At 41.8% G+C, this 16,104-nt stretch carries 16 protein-coding genes; 12 read left to right on the top strand and 4 right to left on the bottom strand.

The window, feature by feature from the left end:
• Positions 1-22: 22 nt before the first annotated feature.
• The 5 genes from FO442_RS09715 to FO442_RS09695 are packed head-to-tail and all read left to right on the top strand — an operon-like array spanning position 23 to position 4,633.
• Entirely contained in the window at positions 23-952 is a 930-nt protein-coding gene (locus tag FO442_RS09715; protein ID WP_144332977.1) for a PfkB family carbohydrate kinase, read from the top strand.
• A gap of 38 nt (positions 953-990) precedes the next feature.
• Positions 991-2,688 (top strand): DUF349 domain-containing protein, encoded by a 1,698-nt coding sequence (locus tag FO442_RS09710; RefSeq protein WP_144332976.1) that lies wholly within the window; start codon positions 991-993, stop codon positions 2,686-2,688.
• Positions 2,689-2,691: 3 nt separating this feature from the next.
• The gene (locus tag FO442_RS09705; RefSeq protein WP_144332975.1) at positions 2,692-3,357 is read left to right on the top strand and encodes a hypothetical protein; all 666 of its coding nucleotides are present in this window, start codon (positions 2,692-2,694) and stop codon (positions 3,355-3,357) included.
• Complete coding sequence (locus FO442_RS09700; RefSeq protein WP_144332974.1) at positions 3,354-3,725, top strand: hypothetical protein; 372 nt, start codon at positions 3,354-3,356, stop codon at positions 3,723-3,725. The genes FO442_RS09705 and FO442_RS09700 overlap by 4 nt, the downstream gene beginning before the upstream one ends.
• The gene (locus tag FO442_RS09695; RefSeq protein WP_144332973.1) at positions 3,722-4,633 is read left to right on the top strand and encodes a DMT family transporter; all 912 of its coding nucleotides are present in this window, start codon (positions 3,722-3,724) and stop codon (positions 4,631-4,633) included. Before FO442_RS09700 ends, FO442_RS09695 begins: the two co-directional genes overlap by 4 nt.
• A 24-nt stretch (positions 4,634-4,657) precedes the next feature.
• Here FO442_RS09695 and FO442_RS09690 read toward each other — a convergent pair whose 3' ends face one another.
• Positions 4,658-7,111: a DUF5916 domain-containing protein gene (locus tag FO442_RS09690; protein WP_144332972.1), complete on the bottom strand. Its 2,454-nt coding sequence runs from the start codon at positions 7,109-7,111 to the stop codon at positions 4,658-4,660.
• Between the two features lie 41 nt (positions 7,112-7,152).
• Between FO442_RS09690 and FO442_RS09685 the strand changes: the two genes are divergently transcribed.
• Positions 7,153-8,037 (top strand): hypothetical protein, encoded by an 885-nt coding sequence (locus FO442_RS09685; RefSeq protein ID WP_144332971.1) that lies wholly within the window; start codon positions 7,153-7,155, stop codon positions 8,035-8,037.
• Positions 8,038-8,100: 63 nt separating this feature from the next.
• On the opposite strand, the gene FO442_RS09680 is transcribed toward FO442_RS09685, so the two are convergent.
• The gene (locus tag FO442_RS09680; RefSeq protein ID WP_144332970.1) at positions 8,101-10,041 is read right to left on the bottom strand and encodes a ComEC/Rec2 family competence protein; all 1,941 of its coding nucleotides are present in this window, start codon (positions 10,039-10,041) and stop codon (positions 8,101-8,103) included.
• Between the two features lie 114 nt (positions 10,042-10,155).
• Here FO442_RS09680 and FO442_RS09675 point away from each other — a divergent pair, with 114 nt between their 5' ends.
• From FO442_RS09675 to rplT, 6 genes are all read left to right on the top strand, one after another.
• Positions 10,156-11,010: a hypothetical protein gene (locus FO442_RS09675; protein WP_144332969.1), complete on the top strand. Its 855-nt coding sequence runs from the start codon at positions 10,156-10,158 to the stop codon at positions 11,008-11,010.
• A 6-nt stretch (positions 11,011-11,016) separates the two neighbouring features.
• On the top strand, positions 11,017-11,520 hold the full coding sequence (locus tag FO442_RS09670; protein WP_144332968.1) for a hypothetical protein: 504 nt from the start codon (positions 11,017-11,019) through the stop codon (positions 11,518-11,520).
• 61 nt (positions 11,521-11,581) lie between these two features.
• The gene (gene thrS, locus FO442_RS09665) at positions 11,582-13,525 is read left to right on the top strand and encodes a threonine--tRNA ligase (RefSeq protein WP_144332967.1); all 1,944 of its coding nucleotides are present in this window, start codon (positions 11,582-11,584) and stop codon (positions 13,523-13,525) included.
• 8 nt (positions 13,526-13,533) lie between these two features.
• Positions 13,534-14,079, top strand: coding sequence for a translation initiation factor IF-3 (gene infC / locus FO442_RS09660; protein WP_144332966.1), 546 nt, complete (start codon positions 13,534-13,536; stop codon positions 14,077-14,079).
• Positions 14,080-14,184: 105 nt separating this feature from the next.
• A complete protein-coding gene (gene rpmI, locus FO442_RS09655) occupies positions 14,185-14,382 on the top strand; it encodes a 50S ribosomal protein L35 (RefSeq protein WP_013685072.1) in 198 nt (65 codons plus the stop codon).
• A gap of 104 nt (positions 14,383-14,486) precedes the next feature.
• Positions 14,487-14,834 (top strand): 50S ribosomal protein L20, encoded by a 348-nt coding sequence (rplT, locus tag FO442_RS09650; RefSeq protein ID WP_144332965.1) that lies wholly within the window; start codon positions 14,487-14,489, stop codon positions 14,832-14,834.
• 209 nt (positions 14,835-15,043) lie between these two features.
• Here rplT and FO442_RS09645 read toward each other — a convergent pair whose 3' ends face one another.
• On the bottom strand, positions 15,044-15,364 hold the full coding sequence (locus FO442_RS09645; protein WP_144332964.1) for an alpha/beta fold hydrolase: 321 nt from the start codon (positions 15,362-15,364) through the stop codon (positions 15,044-15,046).
• A gap of 71 nt (positions 15,365-15,435) precedes the next feature.
• Positions 15,436-15,843, bottom strand: a complete 408-nt coding sequence (locus FO442_RS09640) for a hypothetical protein (protein ID WP_144332963.1) — start codon at positions 15,841-15,843, stop codon at positions 15,436-15,438.
• Between the last annotated feature and the right edge of the window lie 261 nt (positions 15,844-16,104).

Genomic DNA, 16,104 nt, shown 5'->3' with positions numbered 1-16,104 from the left:
TTTGCCCAAATAAATTAAGAAAATGAGTCTATTGACAGTTGGTAGTGTGGCATTTGATGCAATTGAAACACCATTCGGAAAAACAGATAAGATTGTAGGTGGTGCCGGAACCTTTATTGCATTGTCTGCTTCAAACTTTATAAAGGATCAACGTATCGTTTCGGTAGTTGGTGATGATTTCCCACAGGAAACATTGGACATGCTTCGTTCGAAAGGTGTTGCATTGGAAGGACTTCAAATCAAACAAGGTGAAAAAACCTTCTTTTGGTCAGGTCGTTACCACAACGATATGAATTCAAGAGACACCCTGGTAACCGAATTGAACGTATTGGGTGATTTTGATCCCATCATTCCTGATTCATACCAGGGAGCAGAATATTTGATGCTTGGAAATTTAAGTCCGCAGGTACAACGCCAGGTGATTGAGCGGTTGACCAAGAGACCGAAGCTGATTGCAATGGATACGATGAATTTCTGGATGGATATCGCATTGGAAGATTTGAAAGAAACACTGAAGTTAATTGATGTGTTGATCATTAACGACGAAGAAGCGCGCCAATTGTCCGGAGAATATTCCTTATTAAAGGCGAGTCGTGTGATCCGTGCAATGGGACCGAAGACGCTGATCATTAAAAAAGGGGAGCACGGAGCATTGTTGTTCCAGGACGAGCAGGTGTTTTTCGCGCCGGCTTTACCATTGGAAGATGTATTTGATCCGACTGGGGCAGGAGATACTTTTGCCGGTGGGTTTATCGGTTACATTGCATCAACGGATGATGCTTCTTTCGAAAACATGAAACGTGCGATTATTGCAGGTTCTGCATTGGCATCTTTCTGTGTTGAAAAATTCGGAACACAACGTTTATTGGAAATTACACACGATGAGATCGAAGCCAGAATAGCACGCTTTATCTCTCTGACAAATTTTGAAATGTCAACTGTAGTTGGTTAAATATTTTGTAAATTGAGGAACCGCTAAAGAGCTTTATCATGGAAAAGGCAAGTTTATTAGAGTCATTAAAAAATCTCGTGCAGCAAGAAGACGCGCTGGCTGTAGCGCGTGAAGTGAGTGAATTACGGAATCAATTCGAGGATGTGGTTTTGGAAGAGGATCGCCAGTTCCAAATAAAGCAATTGGACGCCCAAGAAAAAGGTGAGCCCGTCGAAGAGCGTACCGCTGATCCCGTACGAGAAGAGTTTTATGGCTTGTATAATGAGTTCCGTGAACGTAAGGGAGGATTGCAAAAAGCAAAGAAAGAGGCCGAAGAATCTAACTTACGTCGTAAGAAAGCGCTTTTGGATCGACTTAAAGAGGTTGTTGAGAAAGAAGAGAACATTGGTGCGGCCATGACTGCATACAAAGAAATTCATGACGCATGGAAAGAAGTTGGAGATATTCCGCGTGAAAAGCGTCAGGATATTCAATCCGAATATTCTCGTTTACTGGAAACCTTCTTTTACCACATTAAGATTTACCGGGAACTGCGTGAGCACGATTTGCACCGGAACCATCAATTGAAACTGGATGTCATTCGCAGGATCCAGGAATTGTCTCAAATGGAACACGTGAAAGATGTGGAACAGGCGATTAAAACACTTCAAAACGAATGGGACGAAACCGGTCCTGTTGGAAATGATGCGTGGGAAAGCCTGAAAAACTCTTATTGGGATGCGGTTCGTGCGGTTTATGCCCGTATCCAGGCATTCTACGATGAAAAGCGCACCGAGTTGGCTGCCAATTTGGAATTGAAAAAGGATATCGCACGAAAAGCTGCGGAATTGGTAAAAGATTTTGCCTCCACCAATACAAAAGAGTGGGAAACAGCAACGGCTTCCTTATTGGCTTTGCAGGAAGAATGGAAGAAAATCGGGTTTGGTCCGCGCAAAGAAAACGAAGAGGTCTGGAAAGAATTCCGTGCATCCTGTGATGAGTTTTTCGCGAAAAAGAAAGCGTTCTTTGATTCTATCCGGGGAAAATTTGATGAAGTAGCTGCCAAAAAACAGCAACTGGTCGAAAAACTGGAAGAACTGAAACATTCGACCGAATGGAAAAAGACAACTGACCAGATTTTGGCAATTCAGAAAGACTGGAAGGAGCTGGGAAGTGCAGGTCAGCGATTTGAACAGAAATTGTGGAAGGAATTCCGTGCTGCGTGTGATCATTTCTTTGAAGCAAAACAAGCACATTTCAGTTCGAAAGACAAAGAGTTTGAAGGAAACTTGGCCCTGAAGATGGAGTTGATCGAACGAATCAAAACGGCTGCTATTCCGGAAGATAAAAAGGAGGCTATGGCTTTGCTGAAGAACTTTGCAACCGAATTCAACAGTATCGGCCATGTTCCGATGAAAGAGAAAGACCGGGTGTTCAATGCGTACAAAGAAGCTTTGGATGCTCATTATAAGAAATTGAAACTTGAGGGTGCCGAACAGGAAAAAATGTTGTTCCAGGCTCGCTTGGATACGATGAAGGCTGATCCGAACGCGGACCGTGCCCTGGCAAGAGAAAAGTATGACTTGCACGATAAAATAAACAAACTGAAATCGGATATTTTACAATTTGAGAACAACCTTGGTTTCTTCGCGAAATCGAAAGGCGCGGACATCTTGAAAAAAGAAGTGGAAGGTAAAATTGCAGCGGCTCAACGGAAGATTGAAGAGTTGAAGGCAAAGATTAAAATGATGCAATAATCGATGAACCGTTCTATAAACATCTTACTGGTATTTTTTTCCTTCCCGGCATTTGCATTTATTATTTGTGTTGCGTTTGACATTCATTTTTTAAACATCCCGATAGCTGAACTTCCGTTCAAATTCCATATTTTCATTGGAGTTGCCACCTTATTGCTTTTGTTGATTATCCGCAGGTCGGTGAGTCGCTGGGTGGGGGTTGCCATGACCCGGAAACCCGAACGCTTTTTGTGGAGCACACCTGTCTCTGCAGAACGAAAAAAGCAGGTCAGTCTGTTCCTGGTGATGGAAGCCATGATTGCGCTCTTTTCCATGATTACGGTGTTGCTTTTAACCATTGAAGCCTGGCCGATTGCGGTTGTTTATGGCATAATGGTACTGGATCAGTTCATTTTCCTGGCAATTGCACAACGTTGGTTCCGGGTGGGAATTACACACAAAGCGGTGGTTGTTGCCGACCGGGAAGTGCGTTTGTTGTTCTTTTCCGGCTTGAGACGAATAGAAACTCACCAGCAAACCCTTTATTTCGAATATATTGAGGACCTTCAGTTGTTCTTTCCCGTGAATTGCATTCCGGAAGGGAAATACGGTGAGTTCAGAACGGCTTTGGAAGAACGTGTGAACCGCGACCGGGTGTTTTTCTCCGAAGGATTTAAAGCATTGAAATGATGGGAGGATTGCTGAAAAAACCTGTTTTACTCGGGATTGTTATTGGAATATTGTTTCTGATCCTTTGTGCTTTTATTCCAATCCCGATGTATGATGGAATTTTGCATTACGACCATGAACTGGTGCACATTCAAACGGAATCCAATATTGCGCTGAGTTATTATTTTGGTATAGGCCTGGAACGAACCAGGGCCAATGGAATTCTCCCGACCCGATTTGAGTTGAAACCGATCGGTTATGTACTTTTAGTTTTAATTCATGTCGGTTTGCCTGCTTTGATCGCAATTCGTTTCAAAATGAGTAACGCACGAAAAGCTTACGCAGAAGCTTCGGCAAAGAAACAAGAAATCGAAAACTCGTCCAAATGAGTAAAGATTTACGAAGCTGGCTGATTCTTTTTGTTCTGGCACTTATTTGGGGAGCTTCGTTTATTTTGATGAAGCGTGGAATGTACGACGAAACCGGAGGTCACATTTTTTCCGATTCACAGGTAGGAGCACTTCGCATGGCAATTGCCGGGTTGGTCATGCTGCCGTTCGGATTGATGAACCTGCGCAAGATCAAAAATGGAAAACAGGTCCTTTTTTTACTCATTGTGGGCACCTGTGGAAATTTTCTTCCCGCATTTTTATTCACCTTCGCGGAAACCAACCTTTCTTCCGGATTAGCAGGAATGCTCAATAGCTTCACTCCGTTCTTCACCCTGATCCTGGGATTTTTGTTCTTTAAACAGAAGATCCGGTTGAAACAGGTGGTCGGATTATTTGTTGCTTTCACCGGGATTTGCATCCTGGTAGGAATCCTGAATAACGAACCGGTTAAGATTTCCCTGCTGCATGTCGGTGCAATCTTATTGGCTACGGTTATGTATGCTACAAGTTTGAACACCATCAAATACAAACTTAGCGGATTTAAATCCCTGGAAATTGCTTCTCTGTCTTTTTCATTCCTTTCCGTTCCTGCCTGGATTGTGATGTTGAGCTTGGATACGGGGAATGTGCTTCAAACCAACAAGCATGCTTTTGAAGCACTGGGTTATATCAGTATCCTGAGTGTTTTTGGGACGTGTTTGGCCTTGTTACTTTTCAACCGGATCATTGCATTGAAATCGCCGATGTTTGCCAGTTCGGTAACTTATATGATCCCGATTGTTGCGGTAATTCTCGGAGTTTTTTGGAATCACGAACGGTTTCATGTTTCCCAGTTCTTGGGAATGGTGGTGATTGTCGGTGGGGTTTATTTGGTGAATTCGAAACAGAAGGAAGTTAAAAGTTAATGGTCAATTCTTAATTGGTTTGAATCACACCGTTTTCTTTCGGAACCATTTCCCTGCATCGATGTAGAACAGTCCTTTCACGGAGAATGAATTCAGGTACGGATTGTCAAACAGGTTGCGGAATGTGTTGAAGTAGCCATAGTCCAACCCTTTTTTCGATGCGTAAATGTTGTACTTCCAGACGAAACGGATCTCACTTCCCGGATAAATAACCCAACGCAAATCAAAATCCACTGTGAATGCATTGAAGCTCGTATTGTGGTAACTTTGACCTAATGAGTCCAGTCCGGAATAGGAAGAGGAACGGTAGCTTCCGTCGTCCAGTAATTCCATGAACGAGTGGTAGGAAACTTCCTGCCAGTAATGATTGAACCGCAGTTTGAGACGGAATGTTTTTGTAAAGGTGTAATCCAGGGCAATGGAGTTGGTAACGATCCAGCGTTCGCGATTTCCAAGGGTAATTTGGTCGGTGTAAGTTGTGTCCGTCACGTGTACATACCCGAAATTGTGGAAATAGCGGTTTACGGTGGAGCTCAAAACGGTAAATATTTTGGGTGCAATCCGAATGCGCGGACTGATATTCAGGTCCAGGTTTGACATCCCTTTTCGATCGAAGACACGGTGATAGGCATAGAAATCCAAAGCAAAGCGCTTGGAATAATTGCTGGAATAGAAGCCTCCGTACTGGAAAGAAGCGGGAAAATTGACCGGGATCCCGAACACGCGCGATTCAAAAAAGTCACGTTCTCCCAAGGGATAAATATTCAAAGAAATTCCGGTAGTAAGGAATTTTTTGGTGGTAACGATGTATTCCGCATTGACCGACCAGTATCCGAACTTCGTTGGTTTGTATAAATATTCAACTGTGTTTTCTACCGTGAAATTTCTGCGCAAAAGACGTTGGGTGGCTTCATATCCTGTCCAGCGGTAGCGGCTATAAAACCCGAAAAAGTTGTTGCGGGCCAGGAAACCGAGTTCGGTGGGATTGTAATGGTTGTCAGAATCGTAATAGTCAATATTGAACTGATTGGTTCCTTTTACTTTTTGAAAACTGATCGAAGATGATCGCCCGACACGTACATTATTTCCGGAAGAATTAACTGAAACCTGCGTGCTGGTTGAAATAGCATAGACTCTTGATTTATTAAAAACCAAGCCCTGCAAGGTACTCACGTTGGAAAGAACTTGGATTTCCGGCCGGATAACATTGGTATTCAAAAAGGAAATATTGGCGTTATTCTTCAGATTTTGAGAAAGTACAAATACGTTGTAATTCGACACGGGATGTGCAAGGACCTTGTGATCGTTTCCCAGCGAATCTTCGTAATGGAGAAAAGACCTGTTTTCAATAGCGTTAAAGACGCCGATTCCCAAACCGCCTTTTGTACGTCCGGAAATTTTGAGTGCGTTGATGAGTTGTGCCCTGTCGGGAATGGTCCTGACTGAGTTGTTCGGATCCTGTGACACGGAATCAAGCGCTTGTTCTTTCAGATAACTTTCTGCACCTATCCTTCGTGAATAGAATAAATCCCCGATCCCGAACAGATCCATTCCTTCGAGAAAGAACGGCCTGTTTTCGGGGTAACGTACTTCGAAAGGAGAAAGGTTCAAAACCAGCCGGTCCGAAACTGTTTGTCCGAAGTCAGGGATCAGCGTTGCATCCAAGGTAAACGATTCGCTTAGCCCGACTTTCATGTCCATTCCGAATCGCGGCCTGAATCCCCAGTTTTGAGATTGCGTGTTTTCGTCGAAACTGTCTTCAAGATACATGGTCGAATAAGGAGAAAAAGAAAGTCTCAGCGGAGTTCCCAGGTTTTCAATCCCCTTGATGTACCCGCTTTGAGCAATCTCACCGTATTGCTGCGGATCTACAAAAGACCAATACGAAGTTTCCCGGTTTCTGCGTATGTTCCGGATATAATTGATCCGCCAGTTCTGGATTGTTTCTTTAGGAAACCGCAATTGTGTCAACGGGATCCGTATTTCCAGGCTCCATCCTTCCGCGATGCGTTTGACTTTGCTTCTCCAAACGGCATTCCAGGAATAATCTTCGGTTGTTTGATTGATAATTGCATCCAGTTCCGTTCCGGCTGCTGTTACATAAAATCCAAAAGCATTTTGTCCGGCCCCATACGGATCAATCAAAACACCGAACCAATCTGCATTCCCGTAATCATCCCGTTCCGACAGAAAGGCAATGATGGAATCCGGCTGACTGTCTGTTAATTCCGCTCCGATATAAATGTATTGGTCGTCATACAGGAATTTTACCTCGCTTTTAAATCTGCTTTCTGCACCCGGGTTCGGATAGTTGTTGACGAAATCTGTAGCGGTCTCAGCTTCATCCCAGGCAACTTCCAACAGCATGCCATCCAGTGTGATCGCGTGATTTGTCTGCTTCCCCGAAACCGTTTTTTGGGAGAGGAGAGAAGATGAAATCAGAATAAACGTTAGAAGTACATAATAGCTCAATTTCACCCGACAAAATTCGTTATTTTTGAGAATATAAAGTCATACATATGTCAGGAATAAACTCTCTAAGTCGTTTCGCCTCTTTTTTACCGCTTGCTCTTTTTATTGCATCCTGTGGTTTGAAATATGTTCCGGGGCCCAGCCTGGAAGACTTGGCACGAAACAGGAAAGAGATCCTGGAACAACAATTGGCACACGATTTTGCGGCAGTAAACAAGAAGTATATCGGGTTGACTTATGGAGAAACGGTTGTGATCAAACCACTGTCTTATCAACGATTGGATTCGCTTTTTGAGGTCAAATACCGAATGAGCAAGAACGGGTTGCCTACCAAGGAAATTGACCCGCTGATCGAAAATCAAAAGATGGTATTACTCTCGGATACCACGGAAGTGCTTTATATGGAAACGCATTGGTTTGAGTTGGTTCAGGATACAACGTGCGAGTTTATCATTGCTCAATGTTTTTTAAACAACCGGAATGTACTGCGCAAAATGGATTTTATCGATGAGTTCCAAACCGGGAAATCGAACCAATTATGGGCGGAGAAATACATGAAAGAAGATTGGTTGACCCGGGATTTGGGATTTACGCCCAACGATGACCTGGCGTTCTATTCCCTGATGAAAAACAAAGAGTTTAACCTGCAGGGAGAAGAGAAGAACCGGTTTTTAAACAATGTATTCCTGGTCATGCATTTTGTCAGTGAAAATCAAAGTACAGCTGCACAGGGAATCGTACTGAAACTGGCTGCACGTCAAATGAAAATGGAAATTCCCAACTTCAAAAGTACCGATTACGCATTTTCCTTTAAAAAGGATGTAGACCCGGTTACTAAAGAAACCATATATGTTGTGGAAGCTGTTTCAAATGCAGACAAAAATGTGTTGATCACCAGGAGGTATGATATGTTTTATATGCCGCTGGATTAATTGAGAATGTAAAATCAAAAATTGAAAAACCTTATTTTCCAAAGGAGATTTGTAGCTATTTTTTTAAATAGCGATGCGGAAAGGTTTGATTTTCTCTTCTCTGTACAAATAATACTGAAGCCTTTGGGATAAGAGTTCTTTGGGATGGTCTTTTCCAGGAGTTCCTTTTGACAGGTAATTGAATTCCTGTTCACCGATTTTGAATTTCCAGCCGTTGTTTTCTTTTAGAAAACAGATCTGTTTTCCATTCAATAGCAACTTGTTCCTGGATTTCAAAATGATGGACTTCTCCGGGTTCAAACCCGCATTGCGAACGGCATTTTTGAATATTTGAAGTACTTGCCTGTTCCCGGAGGAGTCTTCGGTGAATGTGATCAGTTTCCCGTTATACTGGATCATTCCGCAAAAAGTTTTGGCGGAAAAAACCTGGAATTCATTCTTTTCAAATTTCGCTTCCCGCTTCCATGAAATGAACATCAGGCAAACGGCCATTGCAGTGAGTGCAACTTTGGGCAAGGTCTGTTTGATTAGGAGCTTGTGAAAGCAATAGCCGATCAATGTTCCGATGAGCAGGAACTGGAAGAAATTGAGCTCAAATCCACCGGAAACCCCACCCGGGATTTTATCTACTGCTTGAATTCCCGTTATTAAAGCCTCTAATGAAAAGGCAGTCAGGAAAATGATCAATGCATTGAAGTAGGGGATCCAGGCGGTGAAAACGAGGACAATTAAAAGAAGCAGAACAATAAATCCAAAAAGCATCACAACAATATTTGAGAGGAGGAAATAATTCGGAAATTGATGGAACCAATACAGCATAAATGGAGTGGTCGCAATGGTGGCGGCAATTCCCACGGCACTCCCTTTCCACAGCCAATCCAGCCACTTGTATTTGATATGGATTAACTTGTAAATAGGACGTTGAAATAGCAGGATTCCTGTCAAAGCGACATACGATAGCTGAAAACCGACATCAAACAAATAGTACGGATCGTACATCAATAACAGGATGGCAGAAAGGATCAGGTTATTCATTCCGTTATTTTTTCTGCTTAGGATTTGTCCGAGGGCGAGAATGCTAAACATCACAACTGCCCGGATCACCGATGGAGAAGCACCACTCAGCAATCCGAATCCCCAAATGAGAATGACAGAAAAAACAACAGCTTGTTTCTTTGATATCCAACGACTGAAGAAACCGAAGATGTATTGGAAGACGAGTAAAATAATCCCGACATGCAAGCCTGAAACCGCCAGTACATGCATGGCACCGGTATTCGAGAAAGAATCCATTATTTCAGGGTCGATATCTGCTTTGTTTCCAAGCAATAGTGCAACGCCGATTCCTGCAACCGATTCGGGCAGCCAGGATTTCATTTTTTGTCCGATCTCATCCTGCCATTTGGAAAGAAAGATGGTTAAATTTTCCCGGGAGCCGGTCTTCATGATGCAATTTGAGGTGATAAAAGCCCTTCCGATGTATCGATGTGTGCCGTAATAATATTCCGCATCAAAACTTCCCGGGTTGGTTTCATTTTGAAACGGATCAATCCGCGTTTTAAACGCAATAAAATCACCTGTCCGGTAGATTCCATTCAGTGTATCAAGCGTCAGGATCATATTTCCGCGGGCGGCAACTTGGATGCTTCTGTTTATGGATTTTTCCAATGAAAGGTGAATGGTTTGATAACCTGATTCGGAAATTTTGGTTTTAAAAACCGTTCCAAAATTCACACAACCGGTTAATTCATTTGGGTCAGATAGGGATTCTTTCTGCAATTCCAGGTTGCAAAAACCGATCAGAACGAAGCTTAAGCTGAACGCAATGACGGGAATGATTTTCGGGAATGAGTTGATCTTAAATAACTGATGAAAGATTAGTAAAAGAATGACGAAGGCCAATAACGATGTGATCGTTAATCCCGCAGCCGTTGCATTTCCGCCTGAAATGAACGACAAAAAAATACCCAGAATGAGCCCCAGTGAAATTGGTAATAGTGGCATACGTGTCCAGTGGTTTGCATTAAAACAGCACTAATCTAATAAATTGTTAGATAGATAACATCCCAAATTAATTTTTCTTTGTTTCTTTACAATCAAAACTTTACAAACCAAATTATGTTGAAACTGAATTATTTTGTACCTGCTTTTGCCCTAACCCTAAGCCTGGCATCATGTGGAGGAGGCGAGACTGAAAAGAAAGAAGTCGCTACCATAGAAACCACCGATGGATCAGAAGAATCATCCGACAATGATTATGTATTGCCCCCACCTATAAGTATTGCGAACGCGTTTAAAGATGCAGGTTTGCCTTATGTTGCAGGTCTTACCAATCCGGTTGCGGATGCGGATAAGTATTCTGTAAAAATTGATCAGTTGATGAATCTCGGAGTTTACTCAACCGATATGGCATATTGTGCGATCAACGCGAAAACACAGGAAGCACGCGAGTATTTGGTTGTTATCCAAAAGATGGGATCGAAAGTAGGATTGGAAAGTGTTTTTTCCGATAAGGAACTGATTGCAAAATTCGATAAAGGATTGGGGGACGTGGAAGCACTGCAAGATCTCATTTATGAAATTCAGGACAAATCGGACGAATATATGGAGAACAATGACCTGAAGTACCTGGGAGCCATCCAGTTTTCCGGTTCATGGATTGAAGGGATGTATTTGGGAATTGACAACAAAAAAGACAAGTCTGAGATCGGAAAGTTGTTAGTTGAACAAATGAGCCTGCTGAAAAATATCATCAAAGGATTCAAAAGTCACCCGGCTCAGGAAGATGCACGGTTGAAAGCAGTGATCAAAATGTATGAAGGTATTTTGAATACCTATGAGGGGATGGCTTCTGTGAAGAAAGTGTCCAAAAACATCAACCGTGAAACACCGGAATTGACGGAAGCTGAATACCAGGCTTTGGCAAAAGAAGTGAAAATGGTACGTTCAAATATTGTTAAACCAGGGAAATAATTTTTTATGATGAAGCTATTCAAATTCGCTCTTCCTCTTGTTGTTTGTTTATTGTGGATCGGATTGGTGTCCGGAGGAAATGATAATGCACTTGAAGCTCAAATGAGCACATTAAAACAGGAATGCAAAGAAATGATCAAAGGAACTCGCTATGAAGGGTCTAAAATCACCTATTTTACTGCGGGACCTTCCAAACAGGTTAAGAATATCGAAGTGTATACTTTCCTGCTTGACGAATATAAGTTTGCGATCAGTACCAAAAAATGCAGCGTTCCTTTGACGATAAAAATTTACGATGCTCCTGCTGATGATAAGAACCGGGTTTTAATCAAAGAGTTTAAAAAAGCTCAGGGTAAGAACCTGAAATTCAGCACAACGGAATTAAATGATTCATACGTAGCTAAAATCCCGGATGCAGATCGTTTGAGAAATATTCATATCGAATATTCCATTGGATCCGGAAAAGGAACAAAAGAAGGGATCGTTTTAGTTTATGGTATTGAACCATAAATTGCTGAAATGAGGCTTAATTCATAGATAAAGCCTATTTTTGTACTAAATTTTATAAGTGATGATTAATGTAACTCTTCCTGACGGATCAGTTAGACAATACGAAGCAGGAGCAACAGCATTGGATGTTGCTCTTAGCATTTCTGAAGGATTGGCTCGTAACGTATTGGCAGCCAAAGTGGATAATGTGGTGATCGACGCAACCCGTCCGTTGACCGGTGACTGTGCATTGCAGTTGCTGACCTGGAACGATGCAGAAGGAAAATCGACCATGTGGCACTCTTCAGCTCACTTAATGGCGGAAGCATTGGAGTTCTATTATCCGGGAATTAAATTGGCTATCGGTCCTCCGATTGCGAACGGGTATTATTACGATGTAGATTTTATGAATTATTCTTTTAAAGAAGAAGACTTGGATAAAATCGAACAAAAGATGAAAGAGCTCGCGAAGCTAAAGAATCCTTACGTGCGTAAAGAAGTTTCGAAAGCAGATGCATTGGCCTATTTCACGGAAAAATCTGATCCATATAAGCTGGAGTTGATCCAGGATTTGCCGGATGGCTCCATCACATTTTACACGCAGGGGAATTTTACGGATTTGTGCCGTGGGCCACATATTCCGGATACAGGATTCATTAAAGCGGTAAAACTGACATCTATTGCCGGAGCATACTGGCGCGGAGACGAAAAAAACAAGCAATTGACGCGTGTTTACGGAATTACTTTCCCGAAACAAGCCGAGCTGGCTGAATACCTGGAAAAAGTGGAAGAGGCGAAACGCCGCGATCACCGGAAACTGGGGAAAGAATTGGAATTGTTTACCTTCTCTCAGAAAGTGGGGCAAGGATTGCCGTTGTGGTTGCCGAAAGGAGCTGCATTGCGTGAGCGTTTGGAGAATTTCCTGAAAAAAGCACAGCGAAAAGCAGGTTACGAACAGGTAATTACACCGCATATAGGGAACAAAGAATTGTATGTGACTTCCGGTCACTACGAGAAATACGGAGCGGATTCCTTCCAGGCAATCAAAACTCCGGATCCGGATGAAGAATTCCTGTTAAAGCCGATGAACTGTCCGCATCACTGTGAGATCTTTAAGAGCAAACCGCGCTCGTACAAAGATTTACCTGCTCGTTTTGCAGAGTTCGGTACGGTTTACCGTTATGAGCAAAGCGGAGAGTTGCATGGTTTGACCCGTGTTCGCGGATTTACGCAGGATGATGCGCATATCTTCTGTACGCAGGACCAGGTGAAAGAAGAATTCAAGAAAGTAATTGACCTGGTGTTATATATTTTCAAGACCCTGGATTTCCAGAACTTCAAAGCACAAATTTCGTTACGTGATCCTGAAAATCCAACGAAGTACATTGGTACGGATGAAAATTGGGCAAAGGCCGAAAACGCAATTATTGAGGCTGCTGCAGAGAAAAATCTTCCGACAGTAGTGGAATTAGGGGAAGCAGCATTTTATGGACCGAAACTGGATTTTATGGTTCAGGATGCTTTGGGAAGGGAATGGCAGCTAGGAACTATTCAGGTAGATTACAATTTGCCGGAGCGTTTTGAATTGGAATACACGGGAGCCGATAACCAAAAGCACCGTCCGGTAATGATTCACCGTGCACCGTTCGGATCTATGGAGCGTTTCGTGGCTGTATTGCTTGAACACTGTGCGGGAGACTTTCCGCTTTGGTTGACTACCGAACAGGTTGCTGTTCTTCCAATCAGCGATAAATACAACGATTATGCGAAAGATGTTTTAGAATTGCTAAATAATTCCGATATTCGCGGATTCGTTGATGACCGTAACGAAAAGATAGGCAAGAAAATACGTGAGGCGGAACTGAAAAAAATCCCGTTTATGCTGGTAGTTGGAGAGAAAGAGGCGGAAGAAAAGCAAGTATCTGTAAGACAGCGTGGAGAAGGAGATAAGGGTTCGATGGCTGTAGATGCTTTCGCAACTTTGGTAAACCAAGCGATAGAAAAAGAATTGTCGACAAATGTTTAATTAACTGAATGAGAAAAGACAGTAGAAAACCAGTAAGAAAAGAAGACAACGACCAACACAAAATAAACGGGAAGATCACAGCACGTGAGATCCGTTTAGTTGTAGAAGGAGAAGAGCCGCAAGTGATGAGTTTGAGTGCTGCGTTGCAATTAGCAGAAGAGCAGGAGTTGGACTTGGTGGAGATCTCTCCGAATGCCGTTCCTCCGGTTTGTAAGATCATGGATTACCGTAAATTCTTATACAACCAAAAGAGAAAACAAAAAGAACTGAAAGCGAAACAAAGTAAAGTAGTCTTGAAGGAGATTCGTTTTGGTCCGAATACAGATGATCATGATTTTCAATTTAAATTGACACATGCGCGTAAGTTCTTGGAAGAAGGTTCAAAAGTAAAGGCATACGTGTTTTTCCGCGGTAGAACAATTGTCTTCAAAGACAGGGGTGAAATCCTGTTATTGAAATTCGTTCAGGAATTAGCTGATTTGGGGACATTGGAACAAATGCCTAAGTTGGAGGGGAAAAGAATGATCGTGATGATCAACCCTAAAAAGAAATAAATGAAGAATGCTGAATGAAGAATGCAGAGAGGATCTTCTCATCATTGAATTCTACATTCTGAATTAGATAATTGATAAAGTGTTCATTTTTTAAAAAAGAGAAAAATGCCAAAAATGAAAACAACATCCAGTGCAAAGAAGAGATTCACTGTAACTGGATCTGGTAAAATCAAGAGAAAACACGCTTTCAAAAGCCACATTCTTACGAAAAAAACCAAGAAGCAAAAACGTAATTTGACTCACGCAGGTTTGGTTCACCAAGCTGATTTGTCGAACGTTAAATTAATGTTGAATATGAAGTAATCCGGGCGTCGCGCCAGGATTTAAACTTCGGTATTGTTAACCAAGTATTGAGTACCAAAGTTAGCTGAAATAATGCTGCACTCCTTATTAAAAACGAAAAAGTTATGCCAAGATCGGTAAATCACGTTGCTTCAAGAGCTCGCAGAAAGAACTTTATGAAGTTGGCCAAAGGATACTACGGCCGTAGAAAAAATGTTTGGACAGTAGCAAAAAATGCTATTGAAAAAGGATTGAACTATGCTTACGAAGGTCGTAAGCAAAAGAAAAGAAACTTCCGCTCATTGTGGATCACGCGTATCAACGCTGGTGCACGTTTACACGGAATGAGCTATTCTCAATTCATGGGAGCTGTAAACAAAAGCGGTATCGAATTGAACCGTAAAGTTTTAGCTGACTTGGCAATGAACCACCCAGAGGCGTTCAAAGCTGTAGTTGACTCTGTGAAAAAATAAAAATCGAAAATACACTTTATCAATAAGAAAGGCGGTTCGGAAGGATCGCCTTTTTTGTTTGGAGCTTTCTCCTGCATGGGTGAGAAGAGAATAGTTTTAGTTGACATGGAGAAAATGGGTTTATTACCATAACTTAATAGTCGAGTTTTTAGTTACCAGGGTAGATGGTGGATAATCTTGCACTTATCCCCGAAAGAGGTAAAATGGATTCATCGATCCAGTAACTCGGGAATTAACAGCTGGTATTTATCACTCTTAATAATTCCGTTATGATTCACGTCTTTTAATAGGATCAGAGTATCCTGGGCTTTAAATTCCTTTTTCAATTTAAGAGAAGAACCCGGATAAATTCCGTGGTCTTTATCTCCGTGGAAAATGATAACCGGCATCTTGCATTTCTTCAGGTACTCATTAGTCTTCAGTTTGTACTTTAAAATAAATGCCGGATCCGGATCGGAAACCAATTTGACCCGTAATTCAATGATTGGATCTTCTATTTCTGTTTGCTTATTCTTGCAAGAAGCTGTCAAAAGTAAAGATATACAAAAGAAAAGTAGGCGGGGCATGAATATTGAATATTTAAATAATGAGCATTGAGTTATTATTCCGTTTTAGGTTTCAAAACAATCCGTGCAAACTTCCAGGTACGGTTCACTGCCGGACTAAAATTATAGACATATTGCAATTCACTGTTTATCATCCCCGGATGTATAACCTGGAAAAAATTGGCTTCGTATTTCCGATTGGGAACTCGTGCTAATTCAGCTACCTTTTCACTGCTTTGATAATCGAAAACACTGATAGAAGAATTTTCCATTCCTCCCCAATCAGTCCAGATCTCAAATTTTAAAGTATCTCCGACAGAAACTTCGAGTTCCACTACCTTTGAAGCGCCTTCGTAGCTGGTCGCTACCAATTTTTGGTTGACATAAATCCGCATTTCGTCCAGTCCGTCGGCGTAGGAAAGTTTTCCAGCCAGGAGAATAATCAAAAAAAGAAGCTGTTTCATAATGCCTTAGTTTCTTTGTAAGATAGTGAAAAAATGTTTCTGTTTGCTATTTGGCAAACTGGCAAACTGGCAAATTTTCGAAATCAAAAGATGTTCGTAAATCCTTTACGTAGTTAATAACTATTTTTGCTTTGTTGATTAATTATTAATCATTTTTAGATTGTAAAATAATCAAATTGAATACTTTTGAACAGGAATAAATCTACGGATTATTTCCCGTTCGGAAAATGGTATGCAGCCGTAATTTGTAAAAACACGAGA

Origin of the sequence: Fluviicola chungangensis, from assembly GCF_007558725.1 — a bacterium.
GTDB lineage: Bacteria > Bacteroidota > Bacteroidia > Flavobacteriales_D > Crocinitomicaceae > Fluviicola > Fluviicola chungangensis.
Note: the sequence above shows the minus strand (reverse complement) of the source record. Positions and strands in the feature narration are given on the sequence as shown.

Coding starts and splice junctions, on each gene's coding strand:
- FO442_RS09695 (WP_144332973.1), top strand. CDS start 3,722: ATGAGTAAAGATTTACGAAGCTGGCTGATTCTTTTTGTTCTGGCACTT.
- infC (WP_144332966.1), top strand. CDS start 13,534: ATGAGAAAAGACAGTAGAAAACCAGTAAGAAAAGAAGACAACGACCAA.
- FO442_RS09675 (WP_144332969.1), top strand. CDS start 10,156: ATGTTGAAACTGAATTATTTTGTACCTGCTTTTGCCCTAACCCTAAGC.
- FO442_RS09670 (WP_144332968.1), top strand. CDS start 11,017: ATGATGAAGCTATTCAAATTCGCTCTTCCTCTTGTTGTTTGTTTATTG.
- rplT (WP_144332965.1), top strand. CDS start 14,487: ATGCCAAGATCGGTAAATCACGTTGCTTCAAGAGCTCGCAGAAAGAAC.
- FO442_RS09685 (WP_144332971.1), top strand. CDS start 7,153: ATGTCAGGAATAAACTCTCTAAGTCGTTTCGCCTCTTTTTTACCGCTT.
- FO442_RS09700 (WP_144332974.1), top strand. CDS start 3,354: ATGATGGGAGGATTGCTGAAAAAACCTGTTTTACTCGGGATTGTTATT.
- FO442_RS09640 (WP_144332963.1), bottom strand. CDS start 15,843: ATGAAACAGCTTCTTTTTTTGATTATTCTCCTGGCTGGAAAACTTTCC.
- FO442_RS09710 (WP_144332976.1), top strand. CDS start 991: ATGGAAAAGGCAAGTTTATTAGAGTCATTAAAAAATCTCGTGCAGCAA.
- FO442_RS09705 (WP_144332975.1), top strand. CDS start 2,692: ATGAACCGTTCTATAAACATCTTACTGGTATTTTTTTCCTTCCCGGCA.
- FO442_RS09680 (WP_144332970.1), bottom strand. CDS start 10,041: ATGCCACTATTACCAATTTCACTGGGGCTCATTCTGGGTATTTTTTTG.
- rpmI (WP_013685072.1), top strand. CDS start 14,185: ATGCCAAAAATGAAAACAACATCCAGTGCAAAGAAGAGATTCACTGTA.
- thrS (WP_144332967.1), top strand. CDS start 11,582: ATGATTAATGTAACTCTTCCTGACGGATCAGTTAGACAATACGAAGCA.
- FO442_RS09715 (WP_144332977.1), top strand. CDS start 23: ATGAGTCTATTGACAGTTGGTAGTGTGGCATTTGATGCAATTGAAACA.